The sequence below is a fragment of the Halorhabdus salina genome (genome assembly GCF_013839425.1).
GTDB lineage: Archaea > Halobacteriota > Halobacteria > Halobacteriales > Haloarculaceae > Halorhabdus > Halorhabdus salina.
In genome coordinates, this window is record NZ_JACDNP010000003.1 from 139,854 (window position 1) to 153,935 (window position 14,082).

Annotated in this window: 14 protein-coding genes; 5 read left to right on the forward strand and 9 right to left on the reverse strand. The window is 61.4% G+C overall.

Annotated elements, in window-relative coordinates:
* The first annotated feature begins 25 nt into the window (after positions 1 to 25).
* Positions 26 to 1,285 (forward strand): hypothetical protein, encoded by a 1,260-nt coding sequence (locus HZR20_RS05315; protein ID WP_181685553.1) that lies wholly within the window; start codon positions 26 to 28, stop codon positions 1,283 to 1,285.
* A 16-nt stretch (positions 1,286 to 1,301) separates the two neighbouring features.
* Here the strand turns inward: HZR20_RS05315 and HZR20_RS05320 are convergent, their stop codons facing one another.
* The 4 genes from HZR20_RS05320 to HZR20_RS05335 form a co-directional block, all read right to left on the reverse strand.
* Positions 1,302 to 2,060, reverse strand: coding sequence for a DUF7001 family protein (locus tag HZR20_RS05320; protein WP_181685554.1), 759 nt, complete (start codon positions 2,058 to 2,060; stop codon positions 1,302 to 1,304).
* 147 nt (positions 2,061 to 2,207) lie between these two features.
* Positions 2,208 to 3,092 (reverse strand): NAD-dependent epimerase/dehydratase family protein, encoded by an 885-nt coding sequence (locus HZR20_RS05325; RefSeq protein ID WP_181685555.1) that lies wholly within the window; start codon positions 3,090 to 3,092, stop codon positions 2,208 to 2,210.
* Positions 3,093 to 3,174: 82 nt separating this feature from the next.
* On the reverse strand, positions 3,175 to 4,101 hold the full coding sequence (locus HZR20_RS05330; protein ID WP_181685556.1) for a sulfide-dependent adenosine diphosphate thiazole synthase: 927 nt from the start codon (positions 4,099 to 4,101) through the stop codon (positions 3,175 to 3,177).
* A gap of 120 nt (positions 4,102 to 4,221) precedes the next feature.
* Positions 4,222 to 4,842, reverse strand: a complete 621-nt coding sequence (locus HZR20_RS05335) for a trimeric intracellular cation channel family protein (protein WP_181685745.1) — start codon at positions 4,840 to 4,842, stop codon at positions 4,222 to 4,224.
* Positions 4,843 to 5,046: 204 nt separating this feature from the next.
* On the opposite strand from HZR20_RS05335, the gene HZR20_RS05340 reads away from it, so the two are divergent.
* Positions 5,047 to 6,648 carry a methyl-accepting chemotaxis protein gene (locus tag HZR20_RS05340; protein WP_181685557.1) on the forward strand — a complete coding sequence of 534 codons (1,602 nt, stop codon included), beginning with the start codon at positions 5,047 to 5,049 and terminating at the stop codon, positions 6,646 to 6,648.
* Positions 6,649 to 7,060: 412 nt separating this feature from the next.
* Here HZR20_RS05340 and HZR20_RS05345 read toward each other — a convergent pair whose 3' ends face one another.
* Positions 7,061 to 7,711, reverse strand: coding sequence for a chemotaxis protein CheC (locus HZR20_RS05345; RefSeq protein WP_181685558.1), 651 nt, complete (start codon positions 7,709 to 7,711; stop codon positions 7,061 to 7,063).
* A 60-nt stretch (positions 7,712 to 7,771) separates the two neighbouring features.
* On the reverse strand, positions 7,772 to 8,521 hold the full coding sequence (locus tag HZR20_RS05350; RefSeq protein ID WP_181685559.1) for a 4-phosphopantoate--beta-alanine ligase: 750 nt from the start codon (positions 8,519 to 8,521) through the stop codon (positions 7,772 to 7,774).
* Positions 8,522 to 8,614: 93 nt separating this feature from the next.
* Between HZR20_RS05350 and HZR20_RS05355 the strand changes: the two genes are divergently transcribed.
* Positions 8,615 to 9,808 carry a hypothetical protein gene (locus HZR20_RS05355; protein WP_181685560.1) on the forward strand — a complete coding sequence of 398 codons (1,194 nt, stop codon included), beginning with the start codon at positions 8,615 to 8,617 and terminating at the stop codon, positions 9,806 to 9,808.
* On the opposite strand, the gene HZR20_RS05360 is transcribed toward HZR20_RS05355, so the two are convergent.
* A complete protein-coding gene (locus HZR20_RS05360; RefSeq protein ID WP_181685561.1) occupies positions 9,800 to 10,213 on the reverse strand; it encodes a hypothetical protein in 414 nt (137 codons plus the stop codon). The genes HZR20_RS05355 and HZR20_RS05360 overlap by 9 nt on opposite strands.
* Positions 10,214 to 10,585: 372 nt before the next feature.
* A complete protein-coding gene (locus HZR20_RS05365) occupies positions 10,586 to 11,449 on the reverse strand; it encodes a pantoate kinase (RefSeq protein ID WP_181685562.1) in 864 nt (287 codons plus the stop codon).
* A 96-nt stretch (positions 11,450 to 11,545) separates the two neighbouring features.
* On the opposite strand from HZR20_RS05365, the gene HZR20_RS05370 reads away from it, so the two are divergent.
* Positions 11,546 to 11,848, forward strand: a complete 303-nt coding sequence (locus HZR20_RS05370; RefSeq protein ID WP_181685563.1) for a UPF0175 family protein — start codon at positions 11,546 to 11,548, stop codon at positions 11,846 to 11,848.
* A complete protein-coding gene (locus HZR20_RS05375; protein ID WP_181685564.1) occupies positions 11,845 to 12,360 on the forward strand; it encodes a hypothetical protein in 516 nt (171 codons plus the stop codon). The genes HZR20_RS05370 and HZR20_RS05375 overlap by 4 nt, the downstream gene beginning before the upstream one ends.
* Before the next feature lie 296 nt (positions 12,361 to 12,656).
* Here the strand turns inward: HZR20_RS05375 and aspS are convergent, their stop codons facing one another.
* Entirely contained in the window at positions 12,657 to 13,961 is a 1,305-nt protein-coding gene (gene aspS, locus HZR20_RS05380; RefSeq protein WP_181685565.1) for an aspartate--tRNA(Asn) ligase, read from the reverse strand.
* Positions 13,962 to 14,082: the final 121 nt, after the last annotated feature.

The following is a 14,082-nucleotide window of genomic DNA, read 5'->3' on the forward strand; positions in this document are numbered from 1 at the left end:
GCTCGGCCATACAATTACTCCGCGGATGGTATCCTGGACAATTCGTACATTCCTTGTCATATTTCTCGTCGCTACCGCTGGCTGTACGGGCTTGTTCGGGAGTGAAACCGACGTCTCGACGGTCACGCCCGCGCCGATTCCCGGTGACGAGACACCCGATCAGGTCGTCACGACGACACAGACGGTCACTGAGAGGGAGACAGCCACCGGACCACTGACTGAGGCCCAGACTGGCTCGTTAGATCCACGCCACCCGCGTGACGTCACGCTTGCGTTTCAGCGATTGACGGCCCTTTTACAGACCGATGGCTCTCAACCGACGGTCAGTCTCGCTGACTCGCCGGTCCAGCGGGGTGGTGTTTCAATCGACGTTCCTGATCGGTTCGAAGCGACGATGGGGCTTGGGCCGGCAGTCGCGCCGGAGACGACGATCGGAACAGTCGAGAACGGGGGAACATCGATTCGCCTCGTGACTGCAAATTGGAGTCGATCGGAACTCGACCACAATCTCGCGTACCTCTATGCCCGATCACTCCACGAACAACGCGGTTGGACCGGTCCCTTAGCCGGGTCCTCGAATGGATCGATTGACAGTCGCGCACTTGCCTACGCCACGCATCACGGCGGGGCAACGCTTGGGGCTGATACGTACGCCGAGGCGTTCACCCTGAACACGACGCTGTATTACCAGGACTGGGCACGTGCACCCGGAAGCGAGGGATGGCTCTCTCGTGAAGCAATTAGGGTTGGCTTCGAGAAATACGAACAGCGAGACGAGTTCTCACCGCTGTACTATCACGCGTTTCAGTATCAGCCCCAAACCAGCGAGCAGTTCATCCACGATCTCTCCCCGGCATACGACCCGCCACGCGACCTCGCTGTCGACTCAACTGTATCAGATACCTGGGAGGTCGAGGCCCGGGAGACCCTCGGAGAACTCACATTGCGGGCGGCACTGGCGACACACCTCGATCGTGAGAATGCCCTCGAAGCTACCGATAACTGGGGCAACGACCGGCTGGTGACTGTTTCGAGGGGGTCTGATGCCGACAGTCCTGGGGGGTTCGTGCTGGTGACGGCCTGGGACAAACCCTCCTCTGCAGAGGGCTTCTACACGGGCCTCCGGACCTATATCAGTCAGAGAGCGCCCGAGACGTCTGAGACGTTCCGCCTCCGAATGCTGGACGAACAGCGGGTTGTCCTCATCGCGGGTGACGAGTCGTTCGTTTCGGCGACGACGATCCGGACCGAGAGCAAGACGATCGACGTCGACATCGGTCCGTAGCACCTTTCGGGCGTTCTCACTCGTAGTGGGCGTGATCAGGGCAGAATTTGGGCTCACGAAGCTGTGCCTCGATGACGCCGGGCTGGCGATGCGGGTTCGATAGCCGACAGCCCTCTGCATCACAGAACTCCTCGCCGGTTTCGAGATAGTCGATGGCTTGGAGGACGTACCCCTTCACCACGTCGGTCGTCCGGGAATCGTCCGCCACCAGAAAGTCTCCCTCGACCTCGCTTTCGAGGACCTCACGCGGTGGGGCATCCCCGGAAAGCAGCGCGTGTTTCTGCTTTTCCTTGTAGTACTGTTCGGGTTTTGCGGGGGCCTCGTAGAGTCCAGGAACGGAGATCAGGGCGGGCTGGCCGAGGACGGTCACACGCTTGTGCCAGCGTCCGTCGTGATCGCCCCACGTGCCGAGGACGCGATCGAGTAGTGGGACGTGAAGGTGATCGAGGCCGCGCTCGCTCGCCGGGAGACGCTTGGCAAGTGCCCGCTGGACCGCGAGCCCGTCGTAGAGTACGCCGCCGGCCCGCTCGGGGTCATCGAGCGCTCGCTCCTCGTAGCGGACGATTCCGAACATCGTGTTGCCTGTCTCGCGGTCGTACGGATCGAGTACTCTGGAAGCTGCGAACGTCTCTGCGACCGTGTCGTTTTGGTGTCCCGAGAGGAATCGGTCCCTGACGTTGATGCTTGCCGACACTCGTTTGTCGAGCCATTCGGCAATGGCATCGGCCTCCGCCGCCGTTGTCGGAGCCCGGTATAGGGTCACCTGCTCGACCATATCTGTCGGTAGTACCATGCGGTAAAACACATTGCGGACCAGTACCGCTTGTGGCACGGTATCGGGACGCAGCTTTCTCATCGGTCCTGCGGTTGGACGTGCTGCGGTGAGTGCGTCGTAGCGCGTTCTGGACTGGGGCTGATCGTTTCAGACGAACTTCGGACCGGCGAGCGCTTCGTCGACGGCCTCGCGCCAGGAGTGGACGGGCTCCCACCCCAGGTCCGTGCGGGCCTTGGCGGTCGAGAAGGCGGACGCCTCGCCCTCCAGCCCACAGCGGTCCGGCAGGTCGCCAAACACCGTCTCGATGGTTTCCGCGGTCGGCCGGCCGAGGTAGTTCTCCGCCGCGACGGCGAGGTAGGCCTCGTGGCCGTCGATGTCGGCCGCCAGCGCCGCTTCGACGAGCGAGACCACATCGCGGATGTCGACGTACGACCAGAAGTTGCCCGATCGAGCTGCCGTCTCCGGGTCGAATCCGTCCCGGACCGCCGTCAGATCGTAGTCGCCGGGGTAGTTCACCCACGACGGCCGCAGCGAGGCGACCGAGATATCGTACTTCCGGACGGCCATACGGGCGAGGTGTTCGCTGACGAGCTTCGACGCTCCGTACGGGTCCGCCGGGCGCTTCGGGTGCGCTTCGTCGATGGGGAGATAATCCGGCAGGAACGGCGGATCGGCGTAGGGCATCCCGTAGAGACTCTCGCTTGAGGTGTAGACCACGTCCGCATCGACAGTGCCGGCGGCCACAAACACGTTGTAGGCGGCCATCGCGTTCACGCGGAACGTTTCCGCCCCCGGGCGCTCGCCCATCCGGGGGATGCCCGCACAGTGGACTACCGCGTCCGGTCGGGCGGTCTGGATCAGTTCGCGTGCCTGGCCGTGATCGGTCAGATCGGCCCCGAGAAAGCGCACGTTGGCCCGCTCGCCTGGTGGTCGCCGCAGGTCGACGCCGACGACATCGTGGTTGTCTGCCGCGAGGCTGTCGACGACCCAGCTTCCGATACCACCCGTTGCGCCGGTGACGAGTACGTTCATGTCTGGTGCTCGGGCGACGGCGTGTTAACGTCGTTGCTCGCCGTGGTCGCCGGCGGAAGCGTACGGAGGGCGACTTGCTGGGTCAGTCGTCAGCGGGGGTGGCGGGCGTGGTCATCTCGACCGGGTCGGCGTCGACACCGAGTTCGTCCAGGGCGACCTGGGCACCGCGCTTGCCCGACAGCAACATCGCGCCGAAGGTCGGGCCCATTCGCGGGAGGCCGTAGGTCGTCGCGGTCGCCATGCCAGTCGTGATGAGGCCGTCGTGGACGAGGCCGGTGTGCTCGACGACGGCATCCTCGCTCTCGCCGACCCACATCGAGTCGTGGCCGGGCGAGTCGTGGCCGGGTGCGCCGTAGGTGTCGTCGCCGGTCTGGTCCATGCCGCTTGCTTCCTCCTCGAGACCCGGCGCGTTCAGCACGCCGCGCTCGTCGAGTTTCTTGACCGCCATGGCATCGTGGCCGGTCGCATCGATGACCAGATCGGCCTCGACGGCGATCGGGTCGACGCAGGTAATCTCCCGGGGCAGGGCGTGGACTGGCGTCCAGTTCATGACGATGCCACCGACGCGGTGGTCCTCGCGGATCACGATGTCGGTGAACTCGGTCATGTTCTGCATCTTCGCGCCGGCGTCACAGGCGGCCTTGATGAGACCTGAACAGGCTTCCGGCCCGTTGGCGACGTACAGTCCCTCGCTGTCTTGGGAGCGCTTGAAGTCGACGTCGAGATCGTCGAGGACCGACTGGGCGGGGTCCCGGACGGTGACTTTGTTCATCAGGAAGCCGCCGAGCCAGAACCCACCACCGAGGTAGTTGTTCTTCTCGACGACCATGGTCTGGACGCCTCGCTCGGACAGCTCCTTGGCGGCCATCAGGCCGGAGGGGCCACCCCCGACGATGATGACGTCTGAATCCGAGAAGTCCATGAACTCCTCGGTCCACTCCTGACCGATCGCTCGCGTCACTTCCGCTTCGCCGACGTCACTGAACTGATCGAACGATGAATCGCTCATACCACTTGGTGGTATTACTGGGTAAAGGAAGTACGTTTCGGTGTCGGCTATCCGGGGAAAGATGGTGGCAGTCCCGGCGCGCCCCTGGCAAGTGCTCCACTGGTGACTCTTCGACCGGGACTATTCGGTCACGTCGCCTCGCGTCAACCCGAGCGTCTGAGCCGTCGGTAGTTCCCACCCGTACTTGACGGCAAGGAGGCGCGTGCCGACAACCATTGTGGCACAGCCCGCGGCGGTCAGGCTGGCCGACGCGCCCAGGACCGTCAGCACCCAGTACGTCGTCCCACCCAGGACGGCACAGCTTGCATAGAAGTCATCGAAGAGGATGAACGGCGAGCGATCCAGCAGGACGTCGGCGTAGGCCCCGCCGCCGGCGGCGTTGATCGTGGCGACGGCGACGACGCCAAAGGCGTTGACGCCGGCCTCCGTTGCCACGATCGATCCGGCGGTGGCGAAGGCGGCCAGTCCCACTGCGTCGGCGACGAGCGTGATCGGATGCTCGTCGGGCGATTCGAGGAGCACACTCAGACCCAGCGCCAGGGTAACGCCCAGGACGCCCAGCCCCATCTCACCGAGGTTCTGGAGGGCCAGTGGCGTCCGGCCGACAAGGACATCCCGCGTCGCGCCGCCCCCGAAGGCCGTCACCAGGCCGACAACCCCGATACCGAAGACATCGAACTCCTCGCGGATGCCTTTGGCTGCCCCGACCAGGGCGAACGCAACGAGTCCGATCGTGTTCATCACCGCGAACGGATCCAGCAACGCGGAATCGAGGAGTGCAGCCAGCACTGGTTGTGCGCACGGAACCGGATGTAAAGAGCCCTCCGCTCCTGTCTCAATTGCACTCGTGATGGTATGATTGACCCACAGCGATCAGAGTCGACCGTTATTAGCCGTGAAAACTAGCGGCGAACTGTTAATACGGCCAATTAATAATGGATCTTCATGAGTGCCGGTGAACAGATGACAGCGTCGAACGACGCGGGAGCCATCTCGCCGACGCCTACTGGAACCGCTAGACTGTGGGCGGGGATGGCAAACGTTTCGCAGTCGCTCAAGCGGTTCGTCCCGACGAGATTGCGATCAACGCTAAACGGACAACTGTGGCTCTTTGCCGGGGCTGCCGTGGCCTTTCCGGCGGCCATGGCGGTGTACGAAGGGGCCTGGCTGACGGTCCTTGCGATTCTCGTGGTTACGTTCGGCGTCGGTGCCGGGATCTACGGCGAAATGTACGTGATCATCGAGACATTGAATGCGGCGATAGATTCGATCAGTGAGGGCGAGTACGATATCGAGATCGCCGAAACGCGGGCGGACGGCATCGACGATGTGTATCGCGGGATCGAAACAACGGCTGGGGACCTGCAGGCCCAAATCACTGAAGCCCAGGAGGCCACTGAGACGGCCGAGCAGGCGCGAGAGCGTGCCGAGAATGCCAGGCAGGAAGCCGAACAGACGGCTAGCCACCTTCGGGAACGGGCACGTGCCTACAGCACGGTTATGGAAGCCGTCGCCGCGGGCGATCTGACGCGCCGGCTGGACACCGACGCCGACAGTGAGGCAATGGCTGAGATCGCTACCTCGTTCAACGAGATGCTTGACGCCCTGGAGTCGACTGTTCTCGACGTGACAGAGTTCTCCGAACGCGTCAAGACGGTCAGCGACGATGCCGCCGCAAGCGGTGACGAGATCGCGCGGGTCAGCGACGAGATCAGTGACTCGATGGAACGTATTGCGTCGGGCGTAAACGACCAGCAAGAGCGCCTCAGCGACGCTGCGGGCCAGACGAACGATCTCTCGGCGACGATCGAGGAGATCGCTGCCTCTGCTGCCGACGTGGCGGGGACCGCCCAAAACGTGACAGATACTGCCCGCTCGGCCCGCGCAGATTCGGAGACGGCCGTCGGGGAGGTCAATGCCATTCGGTCGGAAGCGACCGCTACTGCCGAGGACGTGCGGGCGCTTGACGAGCGGATCGAGGAAGTCGACGAGATCGTCGACCTGATCGACGATATCGCCGATCAGACCAACACGCTCGCGTTGAACGCCTCGATCGAAGCGGCCCGCGCCGGCGAGGCCGGAGAAGGGTTTGCCGTCGTCGCCGGTGAGGTCAAAACTCTCGCCGAGAACACCCAGAAGGCGACGCGAGAAATCGAAGGGCACATCGAGGAAATGCGCAACCAGGCCGATGCAGCGGTCGATAGCATGGGGGCCATGGAGTCACGTGTCCAGACCGGTGCCGACACGATCGAAGAGGCCATGAGTGCTATCGAAAACGTTGTCGAGCGGATCGAGGACGTCAACGCGGGGATTCAGGAGATTGACGAGGCGACCGAGAGCCAGGCCCGGACTACCGAGGATGTCGATCAGTCGATCGAACGCATTGCCGAGATCGGTGACGAGACTGCCGAGGAAACGCAGTCGGTTTCGGCCTCCGCCGAGGAACAGACCGCCGCAATCACGGAGATGACCGACACGGTGAGTGAACTGGCCGACGAGGCGACCCACTTGCGTTCATTACTCGACGAGCTCTCGGTGTCGAAGTAACCACGGTCGATTCTGCCAGTCGAAATCACTGGTGGCTCTTGTCACAAGGGCACCGTCGACGCGCTGCTTGCTCTGTGTGTATTGTATCGGCCCGGACGATTGCGTTACACGGTCAATACGAGTTCTGTCCCGCGGAAGGAGACCGCCCGCCGCGCATCGATGCGTATTTCGTCGGTTTCGACATCTCGGCGAGTCCCACACTGCTGGCGAAACTTCCGGAAAAGCAGACCACTGTACTCAGATACAGATCGCTCCGCTGGTCGCCACGAACTACGACAATCCGTGATTGTCGGACTTCCCACACATCGGGCACGCGTTCGCGTCGCTTCGGGAGGGGACCATCGGGTACGCTCGCCCCGGATGGAGAGCCGGTTGTCCGTTTCGAATCAAGAGACTAGTATGACCGATCGACTCAGACATTGTCGGCGATGTCCGTGGAGGCGATCGTATCTTCGCCGACGACAGTTTCGACATCGATGTCCTGAATCAGATCGACCAGTTCGATCAGCTTGGGGAAGGTGTAGATCGTCAGGCCAACGTCGCCCTCGCTTGCGGTCAACTGAGAGTCGATCACGAACGCGATGTCCTCGTCGGGCCAGCCACCCATCTTGTCGACGATGCCACTCGCTGGGCCATAGGCAAACGATGGTGTCGACATCCCGATCGTGGTATCCAGCACGTTCGCCCAGCCGTCGATGTACCCTGAGGTCATGATGTTGCCGACCTCCTGAATCGCCGATCGTTCCATATCAGAAAAGCCCTCGCTGTCGTCACTGCTGATGTCGCCGACGAGTAGGCTCGCCAACTCCTTGGCGTCTTCGGCATCGAGCATGAACAGGACGTAGCCGTGAGGTGGTTCAGTCAATCCGACGTAGATGCCCACGCGCTTTCCTTCGCCCATGTGCGTACGGACGTCCTCAATGTCGAGGAAGTTGATCTTCGAGACGGCAATCTCCGTCTGGAGCCCAGCCATCTGATCGAGATGATCCGAGACCTTCTCGGATCCCTCCCGCGCGATCTTGTTGAAGAGATCGAGTTTCCGGATGTCCACTTCCAAACTCATGGCCCATTCTTCCCGGCGCGGCTACGTAAGTACTCCGCCACTCGAGTGGATCTCTGCACACTACTCGATATCGCCGCCCCTGATCTCGCGTTCGGCAGCGGCGAGGGCGACGTCAGCGTCGAAATCGTCGACGATGGCGCGCAGTTGTTCGTGGTTGCAATCGCGCAACTGGCGGGCATGGGCTGTCATGTTCGGGACGGCCCGGATCACGTTGTCGACGATCGGGACCGATGCGACCTGTGCCGACCGGGAGAGGGGGTTCAGGTCGATGACGATCTCGGTCTTGTTCATCTCGCCCAGCGCCTCGGCCCGGTCGCCGTCCTCCAGTGGCACGACCACGACGTCGGCGTCGTAGATCCCGTCGGCATCGACTTTCGCCCGTTCGTGGTCCAGCCCCGGGATGCGTTCGTCGGCGGCGAAGCCTTTGACGGTCTGGGCACCGTGCTCGCGCAGGTGCTCGGCGATCGCCCGGATCCGTTCCTCGGTCCGGTTGAACAGGTTGACCTCCAGCTCTGCGTCCGTCGCCTCGGCCAACTCGACGATTTCCCCAGGGACCAGGGCGGCGACGTTGCCGTTGATCGAGAGCACTGGATGGTCAGCCAGCAGGAGGTGTGCGGCTGCGACGCGCTCGGCCGCGTCGGCACTGTCGATCGTTTGCTCGCCGAGCAAGTAGTCGAACGCTTCGCCACGGCCCTGGGCGATCAGCCCCTGCTGGCTCGTGATCCCTTTTTCGACCCCCTCTTCGATGCGGTGGCGGGTCAACAGCGACTCGTAGCGCGGGTGACTCTCCGGAACGTCCACGTCGCTCATACCCTACGATCGGACGGCGACGATGAAAAGCGTCGGTATTGTGTCCCCAAACGACCGTAACACGTTTGTCACGTGGGATTGACACTGCGACCAATGGACACGAGCGATTCGACGAAGACCACGAGACGGCATTTCCTGCTAGTGGCCGGGGTGACGACGGCGACGTCTATTGCAGGTTGTAGTGGTCAGGGAGCAACCCAGACACCCGACGATACACCTACTGAAACACCCACCCCCACGGCGACGGAAACGGAAACACCGACTGAGACAGAGACCGAGACTGCCACGGAAACAGAGACTGAGACCACGACTACGGAGGAAGGACCACGGTACGATAATCTGAAACAGGTGTACAACCAGGAACTGTATTCCTCTGAAGTACGTGGAGATATTGACGCCTCATGGGATCAGATTGAACAAGAAATGGAGGAACAGGGTCACGACCTATCCGACCCGGAAATCACAGAAGAATTCATCGAAGACATCGCCACACACGCAGCAGTCAAAGCAGACTTCGACCTAGACCGCAACATCGGCGCACAAGCAGTCGCCTACATCGCATACAACAAAATCGGCCTCGACCCAGACCAAGTACTCGTCGCCGCCCGGACAAGAAACGACCAAGGACACAACACACCCGTAGCCTCAATCCTCGCACAAACACAAGACGGGTACACTAAAACACTCTACCAACACACAGAAAACGAAGAACCACAAACCGGGCCAAACGGCGACAACCTCTTCGTCCTCAGCCCCAGCGAAACACCAGAAAACACATTCGAAGAAGCCTTCGCCGACATGTGGAACCCCAACGCACCCCGAACCCTGTCAGACTTTGATCCAGATGGTATAAAGAGTACTATTAGACATGATGTCGAAGACGAAGATATAGATGCAGGATCGAAAGACCAAGTTCAGGATGCGATAGGACGTTTGAACGATAACATCGTTGTTGGTGCAAACTACAAAGACGAATCTGAGATCAGTTATACTCCGGAGGCTTTCCCAGTTGTTGGAGATGTCGTTGATCCAAATGATATCAACGAGGCACCTGAAGCAGTTGGAGAAGTCGCTCACGGACTGGAAATTGAAGCCTCCATGTTCTACTACAACAACGTAGCCCACGAAGATGAGGCATACATGGAAGTAGACTATACAGGAGATACAGGAGTTGAACCCGCTGAATACTCAGCTGAAGACTTTGACTTCAGTGTGGTAAATGAAGAAAGGAAAGAAGAATTAGAACATGGCCTGATGGATGATTTCCTAAGCAGCACACTAGGATAGTAGTGGATGTCGGGAACTAGCAGGAGTATAAGTTCCTCCTTCGGGGTAGTGTTGGAATGGGTTTCCGTTGTAGTATTCGCTGGGGATTTCCTTGGTTTTGAGTTCGGTGATCATGTCGTTGTAGTTGCTGGGTCTGTAATCATAACTGGTCGGATTCAGTAATGTGCTTCCTTCAAGCGACCGGATGCTGCCGAAGGTGTTGACGCCTTCGAGGATGTGTTCGCCGTATCCTTTGACGTTTTGGTAGAGGTCCCAGTATCCGTATTGGAAGTTGCCGCGTTGTTTCCAGGTCAGGTACTGGTACCGGGGTAGTTCTCCTTCTTGGTTGGCGTATCCGCCGACTTTTTGTTGGAATCCGTACCAGCATTTATACCTGTCAGTGTTGGTCCACGCTGGCAACTCCATAACAACCAGGTTGTCTTTTGTGGTGGTTAACGGGATGGATGCATTTCTAACTTTGATGTATGGGTTAAAGCGGTCGGGGTTACTGTTAGCATAGTCGTATGGGTTGCCTTGGGCGCATTGGATGTCGAGGTTGAGGTGGCTGACCTGGTAGTCGATGGGTTTGCTGCTGTCTGGGCCGTCGACTGGTGCGTTTTCGTAGACGTCGTTGTATTTCTGGATTTCAAAACGGTCTGTACCTATACTCCCCCTCGATCAACACCGCAGCGACTGTCAGATGGTCGGTCCGATATTGGGACTCTGTGTCTCTCCACGATAGAATCCGGAATCACTCGATTTGATACCACTAATTCTCACTGGATAGTTCACATCGAGCTAGCCCAGACGACCCTCGGTTGCTGTCTCTAACTTCTCAATCAGACTCGCCCCGGTCGGATCGAGCTGACAGACCGCCGGGTCGTAGCCGGCGTCGGACAGTCCCGTCCCGAGCGCGAAGACTGTCTCCCCGAGCATCGCCATCGACGCCTCGCCGCCAGCCTCGGTCACGTCTTCGATCACGTCTCGGACGTCGGGCGTCAGCAGGTCGGCTTCCCGAGCGAACCGCCGCGAGGCGTACATAAAACGGTCGACCGTCGGTTCCTCGACGACCCGTGAGAGGGCGTCGCCACCGGCCGCCGAGAGCCGATCGGTCTCGCCGCCGATCACGTCGCTCGTATCGAGTTCGCCCAGCGCGAGGTACTCCACGCGAGGCCGGGCCGGAATCGCGTCCAGTTCGTTCGTTCGTGGCGCACCCGCTTCCAGGCGCAAAACCATCCCACCGCGTGCCTGTGCGACGACGTCGCCGAGGCCGGTCCCTGCCTGCACTTCGGCCCCGTGGGCGACGGTCGTGAGTTCGGCCATCGAGAGGTCGAGATCGAAAACCGAATTGGCCGCCAGCGCCGTTCCCAGTGCCATCGCGCCAGAGACGCCAAAGCCCGACCCGATCGGCAGTTCGGTCTCGCCGATCACCGTCGCCTCGACGCCGAGGGCATCCAAGACACCCTCGACGGCTGCGATGTCCGCTGTGACGTCGCCGAGCAGGATTTCGGTCTCCTCCGCGGGTCTGACCGTCACCGTCACACCGTCGGACAGTGCCATCCCCCCACCACGTGACCCGGTCGTCGTCGGATCGTCGGTCCGTTCGACGGCGAAAAACCCCGTGACGTGTCCCGGGACGAACGCCTTCGCCTCGTCGGTCATCGCCGGCCCTTCGACCCCCGTCCGGTAGAAACCTTCGGGACGCCACTGGATGTCGCCAGATTGATGTGCGTTTACGGTGTCTCCGATCGTATACACATGCCGTCAGTCAGCGTTCGGTTGTCCGAAGACGAAAAGACGGAACTCGAATCGGTCGCGGACTTGCTGGAGGAAGACCGCAGTACGACGATCCGAAAGGCGCTTCGGGAGGGGCTTGCGGACCTCCGCGTTCGGCACGCGGTCGAGCAATACCAGTCCGGGGATGTCGGAATCGCCGAGGCCGCCAGACTGGCGAACGTTTCTGTCGGCGAGTGGTTGACGATCGCCCGCGATCGGAATCTGACTGTCCAACTGACGCGTGAGGACATCGAGCGCGAGGTCGAGACTGCCCGGGAGCTATGACCCGGATCTACGTCGGACCGGTGCCGTTAGTCGATCTCGGGACTGTCGGAGAGACCGCCCTGCTCGGTGCCTTCGACGGCGATATCGTCGTCCCCCAGCTGGTCGCCGACGCTGTTTCGACCGAACCGGCCAAGACGAACCTGGCAAAGTTCGTTGCGGACGGCGATGCCACGATTGAACTCATCGACACCGAGTACGCCGAGCAGGCCCAGGCAATCCTGGGCGTCTCGGAGCCAGTCGTCGAGAGTCGGCTACTTGAGCCAGTCCTTGGGGCGATGAGTGAGCGCGATGAGGCGACGCCGATCGGGCTCGTCACCGACGACCGGCCATTCCGGACCATCGCTGACGGGCTCGGGGCGACAGTCACAGGCACGTTTGGCGTTGTCGTCCGGGCCGCAAGCGAAGACAAGTACCTGAAAACGACGCAAGCCAAACGGATCGTCCGCCGGATCGACAGCCACGGCCTCCACCTGACGGGCGAGCTCCGGGCCGAGGCTATCGGCGACGTCTGAGTCACGGCTGCCTGGCGCTCAACTGGACCGATACCGGTGTACGGACTCAATCGCTGCCAGCCTCATGAGACCACTTCGTGCTCTCGTGCGCTCCCAACGTCCTCGCCGCTCGCGTGTCGCGTCGCTCCCGCTCGTAATCGAGACCTCTCTTCGGTCGGTCTCGCTATAGGCTCAGACGTTGGCGATCTCGCGGGAACAGGGCGATTCCGAAGGAATCGCTTGCAGCCGGCGCAAAGCGCCGGCGACACCGGTAGAGCAAGCTTTACCGAGCCCCCACTCGACAGTTGCGCCGTCGCCTACGGCGACAGACGCTGTCGGTCTCGCGGGAACAGAACCCCCTCGCGAATGTTTTCCAGGCCGAGCATCGTCATGACGAGGCGCTCGCCACCCAGGCCCCAGCCGGCGTGGGGCGGCATGCCGTACTTGAACATCTTGGTGTAGTACTCGAAGGCACCCGGATCGAGGCCCTGCTGTTCGAAGCCCTCGACGAGGTGGTCGTGACGGTGTTCACGCTGTCCGCCCGAGACGAGTTCCATCGAGGGGTGCATCATGTCGAAGCCTGTCGAAACCTCGGGATCGTCGTCGTGATCCTTGATGTAGAAGGGCTTGATCTCGCTGGGCCAGTCGGTGATGAAGTAGTGCTCGCCGACGTCCTGGCCAAGGGCGTGTTCGGCCTCCGTCGAGAGGTCGTCGCCCCAGACCAGTACGTCATCGAGTTCGCCCGTCGCGTTGATCCGCTCGATAGCCTCCTCGTAGGTGAGTCGCGGGAACTCGCCCTCGGGCACCTCGAACTCGGCGGCCAGGCCAAGGGTCTCCAGTTCCTCGGCACAGTTCTGTGCGACGCCTTCGTAGGCAGCTTTGACGACCGTCTCGCAGGCGTCCATCGCTTCGGTGTGATCGTAAAAGGCCGACTCGAAGTCGATCGATGTGGCCTCGTTGAGGTGGCGTGGCGTGTTGTGCTCCTCGGCGCGGAAGATCGGGCCGATCTCGAAGACCCGCTCTAAGCCGGAGCCGACCATCAGCTGCTTGAACAGCTGGGGGCTCTGGTTCATGAACGCTTCCTGCCCGAAATAGGTGATCGGGAATAACTCCGTCCCGCCTTCGGTCCCCGTGGCGACGATCTTCGGCGTGTTAATCTCTGTTGCGTCAAGGTTGCGGAAGGCTTCACGGACGGATCGAAGGATTTCCGCGCGGATCTCGAAGATGGCTTTGACCTCGGGCTTGCGAAGGTCGAGAGTGCGGTTGTCCAGTCGCGTCGGGAGTTCGGCGTCGACCTTGCCCGAGGGGTCCAGTGGGAGTTCGGGATCAGCGGGCGCGATCACCTCGAACTCCTCGGGCGTGATCTCGACGCCAGTGGGCGCGCGTTCCTCGTCTTCAACCGACCCGACGACGCGGACGACACTCTCCCGATGGACGTCGAGTGCGGTCTCGACGATATCCTCGGGTAGTTCGTCTTTCTCGATTTTGATCTGGAGTTTTCCGGTCTGGTCACGGAGGATAAGGAACGCGATCCCACCGAGGTCTCGGATCTCGTGCACCCATCCCGCGACGGTCGCGGTCTGGCCCGATTCGGCTGCAGCAGCGTACGTCCGATCGTGCATGCCCCGGTATTTTGCCGCCGGGGATTAAACTCCACTTATCCTGACTCGCCACACAACGTCTTCGTGACATCGCCCGCCTGCTCGGTAGCTTCGCGATAGCACCGGCGTGAACGAGACCGAC

What these genes read in the sequence shown, in the direction of transcription:
- aspS (WP_181685565.1), bottom strand. Translation starts at nt 13,961, where the DNA reads ATGCACGATCGGACGTACGCTGCTGCAGCCGAATCGGGCCAGACCGCG.
- HZR20_RS05320 (WP_181685554.1), bottom strand. Translation starts at nt 2,060, where the DNA reads ATGGTCGAGCAGGTGACCCTATACCGGGCTCCGACAACGGCGGCGGAG.
- HZR20_RS05345 (WP_181685558.1), bottom strand. Translation starts at nt 7,711, where the DNA reads ATGAGTTTGGAAGTGGACATCCGGAAACTCGATCTCTTCAACAAGATC.
- HZR20_RS05340 (WP_181685557.1), top strand. Translation starts at nt 5,047, where the DNA reads ATGAGTGCCGGTGAACAGATGACAGCGTCGAACGACGCGGGAGCCATC.
- HZR20_RS05330 (WP_181685556.1), bottom strand. Translation starts at nt 4,101, where the DNA reads ATGAGCGATTCATCGTTCGATCAGTTCAGTGACGTCGGCGAAGCGGAA.
- HZR20_RS05350 (WP_181685559.1), bottom strand. Translation starts at nt 8,521, where the DNA reads ATGAGCGACGTGGACGTTCCGGAGAGTCACCCGCGCTACGAGTCGCTG.
- HZR20_RS05370 (WP_181685563.1), top strand. Translation starts at nt 11,546, where the DNA reads ATGCCGTCAGTCAGCGTTCGGTTGTCCGAAGACGAAAAGACGGAACTC.
- HZR20_RS05325 (WP_181685555.1), bottom strand. Translation starts at nt 3,092, where the DNA reads ATGAACGTACTCGTCACCGGCGCAACGGGTGGTATCGGAAGCTGGGTC.
- HZR20_RS05360 (WP_181685561.1), bottom strand. Translation starts at nt 10,213, where the DNA reads ATGGAGTTGCCAGCGTGGACCAACACTGACAGGTATAAATGCTGGTAC.
- HZR20_RS05355 (WP_181685560.1), top strand. Translation starts at nt 8,615, where the DNA reads ATGGACACGAGCGATTCGACGAAGACCACGAGACGGCATTTCCTGCTA.
- HZR20_RS05375 (WP_181685564.1), top strand. Translation starts at nt 11,845, where the DNA reads ATGACCCGGATCTACGTCGGACCGGTGCCGTTAGTCGATCTCGGGACT.
- HZR20_RS05315 (WP_181685553.1), top strand. Translation starts at nt 26, where the DNA reads ATGGTATCCTGGACAATTCGTACATTCCTTGTCATATTTCTCGTCGCT.
- HZR20_RS05365 (WP_181685562.1), bottom strand. Translation starts at nt 11,449, where the DNA reads ATGACCGACGAGGCGAAGGCGTTCGTCCCGGGACACGTCACGGGGTTT.
- HZR20_RS05335 (WP_181685745.1), bottom strand. Translation starts at nt 4,842, where the DNA reads ATGAACACGATCGGACTCGTTGCGTTCGCCCTGGTCGGGGCAGCCAAA.